This window comes from Methanothermococcus sp. (assembly GCF_015523155.1).
Lineage (GTDB): Archaea > AGJL01 > Methanococci > Methanococcales > Methanococcaceae > Methanofervidicoccus.
Map to the genome: position 1 here is coordinate 1 of NZ_WAKW01000044.1, position 9,871 is coordinate 9,871.

Consider the following 9,871-nt stretch of genomic DNA (forward strand, 5'->3'; position numbering starts at 1 on the left):
ACGATAACTGTCTCCCAAACTTATAAAAACTCTGGATGAGCTGAAAAATGAAATTAGAGACTGCTTTAACAGATTTAGCAAGAGATTGAGTTATGCGAGAAAGTGGATTGATAAATTTTTGATTAATTAAGTTTTATGTCGAACACTATAAATACATTTCATTTTCAGTTATGATATATTGAATACCTACAGCCCCAAAATCATTTTTGTAACTCTTGGATTTTCTTATTATTTCATTGATTATATTCTTGTTAATAAAATTATCAATTTTGTCCAAATTTGAAGGATCAATTTTCAAAATTATTTCAATATTTACACCTATGTCTCCTTTAAAACACAAATTTAATGGTTTATCAGGACATTTTATATTTTCTTTGATATTTGATTTTTTTAAATTCTTTAATATCCGGGAAATTATCTATTATTATGTATTCAATGCTATCCCATATTTTGTCATCTATACGTTCATATATTTTTTCTCCAATATTATCTCTAACTACTGTAAATCAATATTATTATTCAATAATTCTCCCATAATATAATTCAATAGTTCTTTTCCAAACTCGAATATTAATATGGGGTCTGGACATGTAGAATATCTACGATAGTACATGACTTCAATATTTTCAAAATCTGACTTCATTGTCGCAATAAACTCATCCATTTCATTTTTAGATTTGAAGCCGTCAGGACCCTATATATATGGTACATTTTTCAGATTTGGAAGTAATAAATGATTTATTATTATTTTCAACACTTGATATTATACTCATATTTTCACCCTCTTTTTGTAATATCTAATAATGTTGGTTTATATTTTTGTAAAAATTGTTTAATTTAGATTAGTTTAATTAAACTCCCCCTCATGCTCTTTTATTAATCTTAAACCATTATATATGCCCTTATTATTTCATTCATTCACATAATTATATTTGTTTTCTTTCTATTTAAAGTTTTAATGATAATTCAAACATGTAAATTATAGTAATTATTAAGTAGTTGCAAAGGTTATATACCCTATAAAAATAAATTCGTAGGTGTGTATATTATGGCTTCATTAATAGATGAATTACCTAAAATTGTTAGGGAAGGGAAAAAAGAGGCACAGAAAATATTGGATAGCCTTTCAGACAAAAATAGAATTACACTTCAAACCAATGAATGTGTAATTCCTACAAAGGCGGTAGGGGAAGGATATTTTGGGCAGGAGTTAAAAGACTCCGAAGAAGGATGGAGAAATAGGTTAATTTATGGAGATAATTTATTAGTTATGCAGGCACTACTTGCAGGAGATGAATATACTCCATCAATGAGGGGAAAAATTGACTTAATTTATATTGACCCACCATTTGATTCAAAGGCAGATTATAGAACTAACATAAAATTACCAGGTTGTGATATTGAAAAAAGACCTACTGTAATTGAACAATTTGCCTACTCTGATACTTGGAAAGACGGCACTGCTTCCTATTTAAGAATGATGGTTCCGAGATTAATTTTAATGAGGGAATTATTGTCAGAACAGGGGAGTATTTATGTTCATATCGATTGGCATGTTGGACATTATGTTAAAGTGATTATGGATGAAATATTTGGGAAGGAGAATTTTAGGAATGAGATTGTGTGGTGCTATACAGGACCAGGCTCTCCTGGCATGAAACAATTTAATAGAAAGCACGATCTTATTTTTTGGTATTCTAAAACAAGAAAATGGATTTTCAATGAAAATGAAATTCGTATTCCATATAAAGATCCAAATCAATCCTTTAGAAAGGCATTTGATACAAAAGGAGGATGGACTGAAGCAGATCTTGAAGAATTAAGAAAGAGAGGAAAAATTCCTGAAGATTGGTGGCAATTTAGTGTAGCAGCTCGTTTAAAGATTGATGGTGTAAAAAGAACAGGATACGCTACAGAAAAACCATTAAAACTCCTTGAAAGAATCATAAAAGCATCTTCAAATCCTGACTCAATAGTTGCCGACTTCTTCGCTGGCTCAGGAACAACAGGAGCCGTAGCAGAGAAACTTGGTAGAAGATGGATTATGTCAGATTTAGGAAAGCCCGCCTGTATGATTATGAGAAAAAGACTTATTGACATAGATGCAAAGCCATTCCTATACCAATCAATAGGAGATTATCAAAAGGAACAATTTGAACAATCTCAATATAGAAGAGTTTCCGATTTAGCACATGTTGTTTTAAATTTATTTGGTGCAATTCCATTTCCAAAGAAGGAAGGCGTATTAAACAATTTAGGTTATATTAAAGATGAAAAAACATTAGTTTATGTAGATTCACCTTCTAAAATGACAGGAATTAGCACAATTAAAAGAGCGATAAAATTAAGAAATGAATACATGGGCGGTTGGAAAAAAGTAATCGTATTAGGTTGGAATTTTATGCCGGATATTGGACAAATTATTGACAGTATGAACGATAAAAATTTAGAGGTTTTAGTAATCCCACCTGATTTATTGGATAAATTAAAAACAAAGGCAAGTTATAAAAAATTAATAAACTCTGGAAAAATAAGGTTTTCATCCCTTCAATATCTCACAGTGGCACCAATAGAAAAAAGAGACCCTTCACCAACAAAAGGAGAAGGTTATGAGGATTTAATAGTAAAACTTGAAAACTATATTCTCCTATCTCCTGATTCATTACCGCTTGATGATAAAAACAAAGAAAAATTAAACAAAATAATTGAAAAAGACCCATTAAGTTTAATAGAATATTGGAGTATTGACCCAGATTATGATGGAAAGGTATTCAGAAGTAAATGGCAGGATTACAGAGGAAACACGACCGATAATACTGATCCATATCATGTTGTTAGAAAGGCTATAATTACAGTTCCAAAGAAAGAGGGAGCTCGTAAAGTTTGTGTAAAAGCAGTTGATGTATTTGGTTTTGAAAGTGTAACAGTTTTGGAGGTAAAATAGTATGAGAATAAAAACTATAAAAGGGACTGGGGATATTCCATTAAAACTTGCAGAATCAATTAGCGAAATAGTAAATAGGGAATGGGAAAGCGGGGAACTTTTAGAAAAAGTAACCCCTACCACCCGTGATTTATTGATGTATTGGTTCCACGATTCATTTTGTGAAGTTAGAAATATTAACTTCCACGAGGGGCAAAAACAATCCATATTAAACACCATATATATGCACGAAGTTTTAGAATCAAAAAATGTAGTAGATTTATATGACAATATAAACCCCGAATTGTTATCAGAATTAAACATTACTGATTTATGTCAGGACAAACACAATCATTCAAAATATTGTATTAAGATGGCAACAGGAACTGGAAAAACATGGGTATTGAACGCCCTTTTAATATGGCAGTATTTGAATGCAAAACATGAAAAAGAAGAATCTGGAAAATTTTCTAAAAATTTTTTAATTGTTGCCCCTGGATTAATTGTATATGAAAGATTATTGGATGCATTTCTTGGAAAAGAACAGGAGGATAAAACCCGAAATTTTGAAGAGTCAGACTTTAAAAAATATGAAGAATTATTCATTCCAACAGGATATAAAGATGAAATATTTGGTTTTATCCAATCAAGTGTTGTAAAGAAGGAAGAAATTGGAAAAAAGGTAACTGGCGATGGATTAATAGCAATTACAAACTGGCATTTATTAGCAGGAGATGATAAAGATAAAAAGAAAATTAGTAATCCACTGGATGACCCCTCAGAAGTTGTTAAGGACATACTCCCAATAACTCCTGGAAAGGCGGGAGGTAATGACCTAAATGCCCTTGATAGCAAATATTTTAGAGGGGACGAAATAGAATATCTTGCAAACCTACCAAGTTTAGTAGTATTTAATGATGAAGCACACCATATCCACGAGATTAAAAAAAGCGGTGAAGTATTAGAAGTAGAATGGCAAAAAAGTCTAAATTACATTTCAAAAAACAAAAAGAACAGATTTATACAAATTGATTTTTCAGCAACACCATATAATGTTACAGGTTCAAAGCAAAAACAGAAACATTATTTTCCACATATAATATCTAATTTTGACTTAAAAACTGCAATCCAGCAAGGACTTGTAAAAACGGTTGTATTGGATAGAAGAAAAGAAATTGCAAATCTTGAACTTGATTATAAGGCAATTAGAGATGAAAATAATAAACCAATTGCACTTTCCGAAGGTCAAAAAATAATGCTCAGAGCAGGTTTAACAAAATTAAACATGTTAGAAAATGAATTTGTTAAACTTACTGAGGAAAACGGAACCTCAAATAAACACCCTAAAATGCTTGTAATATGTGAAGATACCGATGTTGCCCCACTCGTCACTGAATTCTTAAAAAACGAAGGACTAAATGAAGAGGATATTTTAGAAATCCATTCCAACAGAAAAGGAGAGGTTAAGCCAGATGAATGGGCAAAGATTAAACAAAGATTATTTAACATTGACAAATACAAAAGTCCGAAAGTAATAGTCTCTGTCTTAATGCTCCGAGAAGGTTTTGATGTAAATAATATATGTGTAATAGTCCCTTTAAGGTCAAGCCAATCTCAAATCTTATTGGAGCAAACCATAGGTCGTGGATTAAGATTAATGTGGAGAGAAAAGGAATACGAAGACATAAAAAGAGAAAATCTTAGAAGAATGTTAATAGAGAAAAAAGAGCCAAGCAACTATCTTGATATATTAAGTATTATTGAACATCCTGCATTTATAAAGTTCTATGATGATTATATAAAAGATGGAATTGCAGGGGTAACCACCACAGAACCAAGAGACAAAACAAGCATATTGGGAGACATTATAAAAGTTCCATTAAAAGAAGATTATGAAAAATATGATTTATTCATTCCTTACATAATACAAGATAGGGAGGAATATGTAAAACCCTTTGAATATGACATAAATAAATTAAATCCTTTCCCAATTCCACTTGAAAATTTAAAAAAGGTAGTTCCAAAAGAAGAATCCTTCATATCAAAAGAACTTACTGTAAAAACAGTATTTGGAGAATACAAAATAAGTAGTCTTGAATTCAATGCAAAAAACTATAATGAATATATTCAAAAATTAGTAAATCATATTTCCAATAAATCGACAAGTCCTAAATCAAAACGAAGTAAAAAATACCCAGTAATTCAGGCAAATCCATTTGAAATTGCACGACTAACTGACTTATACATAAGAAACAGGTTATTTAATCAGCCATTTAACCCATTAGGGGGCAACAATTGGAGAATACTATTATTACCAGATGTATTTATACACATTATGAGAACCATTAATATAGCCATATATGAAATGCAGAATCAAATAGAAGTAAGAAATGCAGAAACAATTGAACATTACTTCTCAGAAGTTAAAGAACTTAAAATGAGAGAAAATTATTCACTAAATGTTTCTAAATCAATATATGAAAAACTCCCATATCCTTCAAATAAAGGAGGGTTTGAAAAGAACTTTATGGAATTCATAGATTGCGATTCCGAAGTAGAGGCGTTCATAAAGATAATTGAAACAAAACATACATTCGCAGGCATTCCATATATTAGAGAGGACGGACTACTTGCCCACTACTATCCCGACTTTATGATAAAATTCGCCAACGATATATATCTTGTTGAAACTAAGGCACAGAAAGACCTTAACAATAAAAATGTCCAACAAAAAATGATTTCTGCAATTAACTTTGTGAATACTATAAATGAGCTCCCACCTGAAAAAAGAGACCATAGAAAATGGCACTATGTATTACTTGGTGAAAACACATTCTACGGGTTAAGTGAAAAAGGAGCCTCAGCCAAAGAAATTTTAGAATATGCAAAAATGACTGAGTCTAAGGTAAAAGGGACGTTGGATGATTTTCTTAAAAATTAATATCATACTATGATTAATTCACCAATAACCTTTTTCCCTTTTCTTCGTTTTTCGTCAAATTTATATTTATCTTATGGAATTTTAAAGATTAAAGTAGTGTTTCCACCATATCAAATAAGTTTAATATATTATAATCACTTCCCAGCTTATTGTTATTAGTGGCATATTCCCCTTCCAATATCTTTTCTAAACATATCCAAAAATTAGCGTATATCTTATTAATTTCAGTATATTCCTCACTCCTAATTATTGTTGCAGTTAAATATTCGTTATGCTCCGCAGAATATTTTGCAGTAGGTTTATCGTCATTGGTATTTGGCATAAAAAAATAAGATAATACTGAAATTGGATTTAATATTCTTTTAGTTCTATCATGTTCTATGATTTTATTAAATTCACCAAGTTCATTGTTAGAAATGTCAGACAATCCAATATTATTCCTCACTTCTTTCTCAATCTTAGTCATTGCATTGTTATATAATTCAATAGCGTAATGACCTCTTTTTTTAAATTCAATAGTGTTATCATTTTTCCATTTATGGTGTAGTTCAATTAAACCAGAAAATGGAAGGTTTTTATGACTGGTTTCATCACTTTTTTTAGTTTGTGTATTTACAATTTCAGTAATTTCATTTAATACCCAAGCTTTGAGACAAAATTTTTTAAGGATATACCCAATATTTGATTTGTTCCCATTCTGCTGAGTTTGGTTGGTAGTCGAATTATCTTTAAATGACAATACCCAATCTGGATTTTTAATAGTATTAATTTTTGATTCATATCCAAGTTTCATTTCCTTTAAAACTGCTGGATAAAATTCGTAGAGAATTATAAAATACAAAACAAAAATTGTATCAAATAAATAGTTTCTACTACCGCTTTTTAATCTTTTTATTATATTTTCAATGAGATTTTGGTTTGGATAATATTTTTTAAGGTAGTATTTTGAAGTAGAAGGCATACATTCTAAACCAATACAGATTATGTCTGGAATTAATTTCTTTAAATCCTTATTAATACCATCTGATGTTTTAATATTGACTAAATAATCATATTTTCAAAACTTTCTTTAAATGCCTTGGAGTTGTAAAATTAATTGCTTCAAAGAATTTTGCAAGTTTTTCAGCATTATAATCATTAAACCCATATTGTTTGATAAATTTTTCTACATTAAATGTTTTTGGCATATTAAACGAAAAATTAAAAATTTTTTCTAAATATTCTTCTGCTTTTTCTCCATCGTTGTATTTATTTTTGAGTGCTTTTTCTACTGCATCTTTATCCACTGCACAGATATAATTTATATTGTCCCCACTGGTAAAAAATAATTTAAGGGATGCTAAAAATTTTAAAATATTTTCTCTTTCGCATCTGTCGAGCTCATCAATAAAAACTATAAGTCTTTTATTATTTTTACTGAGAACATCGGATATTTTATTAAGTCCATTTTTTAAATTTTCCACTTCTTTATATTTTTCATTGTTAAAATTGTTTTCAAAATTAAAGCCAAAAATCTTATAATTAACACTAACAGATTTTAAAACTATTGCACCAGATTTTAAAATTTTATTTTTTATAGCTTTAATTCCAAACTTAATATCCGTATTTTTTTCTAATTCATTAACAATATGGCATAATAAATCATAAGATATATTTTCTTCGTTTTCATACTCCCAAGCATCAAATTTAATCGATATAAATTTTTCTTTTTTATTGATATATTCGTTGGATAATTTATTCATTATCGATTCTGTTAATTTTTTAATTCCATAATCTTCTTTAATGCATTGAATCACTTTATTTTCTAAATCTAATTCCTTCATTAATGTTTTAATTACACTACTTTTACCACATCCCCAATTTCCATATAATGCTATGATTTTATAGCTATTTAGTATATTTTTAGATATGCCTTCTTTAATCATATCAACTTTTTTTAAGGTATCAAAACAATCTATATCCTCGGTTAATGGAATTGGTTCATCTATTTTATGGTCGTAATTATTAGTAGTTATAATTCTATCCATTATTTTTTCTTCAAAAACTTTTTTTAACCATGGTTTTAATTTTAAAATTATGGTGATTAATATATTATTTTGGATGGATAACATATTATAAAAATTAAAACTTAAAAATAATAACATGCCCCCACACACTCCAAACCAATAATGCCTGTTAATATATAATAAGGATATTAATGTGAATATCCAAATTATTGGATTAACAGTGCTTAAAGCTGTTCTTATTTTATTCGGCATATTTTTAAAAATAAAGCAATATATAATATCTATTATTACTATTATGACCATAACAACTGCCATAATACTTAAAAATATCCCATCAAATGATTTAAAAAATTCAATATGATATAATAAAAATAATGAACCTACCAATAATAAACTACACTGGACTACTATTGATATGTTATTAAAATAGCCATCTACGCTATTTTTTGATACAGTCTCTGCTGTTTGAAATGAATAATATTTTTTATTTGAAATATATCCATATATATCATTAAAAATAGCCTCTAACCAACATAAAGCAGTGAATGAATACCCAACTATAAATAAAAGAATGGATATTAATATATCATGATATTTTTTGTTAAAAATATCATTTAATGCGGTAATTTCAAAATATACACTGAATAATAATAAACATCCTGCTGATACCCCGAAATTTTCCATGCCCCATGTCTTCTTAAAAAATTATGTATTATATTAAGTATTATAATATTACCCACCTCAACTTTAAAAATAAACATTTTTTATATATTATTTAAATTTTTTAATACATTCACACAGAGCTCTGAAATCCCCCTCACTATGTCCAACATTTATACTAACTCTTAACCTCTCCATACCTCTTGGAACAGTTGGATATCTAATTCCAACACAGAAGATATTATTTTTCATTAAATGTTCTGCAATATCCATGGTTTTTTCTTTAAAAATGAACGGATAAATGGGCGTTAAATTATCTTCTTCTATTAAATCCTGTTCTTTAAAAATTTTATTTGCGAGCTCTATATTTTTTTGCAATTTTTTTGTTAGAGCTCCTTCTTCTATGAGCTCAAAACTTTTAATACATCCACTAACAACAGACGGCGGAAGGGAAGTAGAATATATAAAACTTCTGGATGTGTTTATAAGGTATTCAATCACTTCCTCAATACTACATACAAAACCCCCCAAACCTCCAACAGCCTTTGATAGTGTGCCTATCTGAATTATATTGTCTGATGGTTTTAAATTAAAATGTTTTAAAGTGCCCTTCCCATTTCCTAAAACCCCAGTGCCGTGAGCGTCGTCTATTATCAATATCCCATTGTATTCATCGGCAATCTTTTTTAATTTATCCAGTGGAGCAATATCTCCATCCATGGAGAATACCCCATCTGTGATGATGAATAAATTATTATAGGAGCTCCCATTCTCTTCAATTAAATGAATTAAATTATCCATATCGCAGTGGTTATAAATTAAAACATCTGCTTTACTCAGCCTGCAACCATCTATTATTGAAGCATGGTTCAATTTATCGCTTAAAATCAAATCTCCCTTTTTACACAATGCACTAATTACCCCAACATTTGTGGCATAACCTGTGGAATATATCAGAGCTTCCTCAGTTCCCTTAAACTGTGCTATCTTTTCTTCCAATATTTGGTGGTTTATATCTCCTGATGTTAATCGTGAGCCTGTTGAACCAAATCCGTATTTTAAACCATCTTTTACGGCATCTATTACCTCTGGATGCTTTGAAAGGCATAAATAATCATTTGAAGAGAAATCTAAAATATTATTGTCCTTTTTTCTTAAAAATCTATATAAATTGTTATTTTTTATATTCTCAATTTCCTTTTGAAGCTGTGATTTTAGCATAATATCACGTTTTTTCTTTTTATTATTTTTATTATTCTATTTAACAATATATGGTTTATTCTCCAATTTATCAATCAAATCCTCAATATTTATACCATTTTTAACAAAAAATACCCTTCC

The 9,871-nt window shown here is 29.1% G+C and carries 6 protein-coding genes and 1 pseudogene; 2 read left to right on the forward strand and 5 right to left on the reverse strand.

The genetic code is table 11. The annotated features are described in order from the left end of the window. Positions 1-496 precede the first annotated feature (496 nt). Positions 497-643, reverse strand: coding sequence for a hypothetical protein (locus F7B34_RS04370; protein WP_292460620.1), 147 nt, complete (start codon positions 641-643; stop codon positions 497-499). Between the two features lie 405 nt (positions 644-1,048). Between F7B34_RS04370 and F7B34_RS04375 the strand changes: the two genes are divergently transcribed. Both F7B34_RS04375 and F7B34_RS04380 read left to right on the forward strand, forming a co-directional pair. Next, positions 1,049-2,944 (forward strand): site-specific DNA-methyltransferase, encoded by a 1,896-nt coding sequence (locus F7B34_RS04375; RefSeq protein WP_292460621.1) that lies wholly within the window; start codon positions 1,049-1,051, stop codon positions 2,942-2,944. Between the two features lies 1 nt (position 2,945). Continuing rightward, on the forward strand, positions 2,946-5,864 hold the full coding sequence (locus tag F7B34_RS04380; RefSeq protein ID WP_292460622.1) for a DEAD/DEAH box helicase: 2,919 nt from the start codon (positions 2,946-2,948) through the stop codon (positions 5,862-5,864). 88 nt (positions 5,865-5,952) lie between these two features. Here the strand turns inward: F7B34_RS04380 and F7B34_RS04385 are convergent, their stop codons facing one another. The 4 genes and pseudogenes from F7B34_RS04385 to F7B34_RS04400 form a co-directional block, all read right to left on the reverse strand. Next, positions 5,953-6,825 (reverse strand): hypothetical protein, encoded by an 873-nt coding sequence (locus F7B34_RS04385; RefSeq protein WP_292460623.1) that lies wholly within the window; start codon positions 6,823-6,825, stop codon positions 5,953-5,955. Positions 6,826-6,913: 88 nt separating this feature from the next. Continuing rightward, complete coding sequence (locus F7B34_RS04390; RefSeq protein WP_292460624.1) at positions 6,914-8,554, reverse strand: P-loop NTPase fold protein; 1,641 nt, start codon at positions 8,552-8,554, stop codon at positions 6,914-6,916. Between the two features lie 87 nt (positions 8,555-8,641). Beyond that, positions 8,642-9,751 carry an 8-amino-7-oxononanoate synthase gene (bioF, locus tag F7B34_RS04395; RefSeq protein WP_292460625.1) on the reverse strand — a complete coding sequence of 370 codons (1,110 nt, stop codon included), beginning with the start codon at positions 9,749-9,751 and terminating at the stop codon, positions 8,642-8,644. Between the two features lie 36 nt (positions 9,752-9,787). Next, positions 9,788-9,871, reverse strand: a pseudogene (locus F7B34_RS04400) (6-carboxyhexanoate--CoA ligase); the annotation flags it as partial.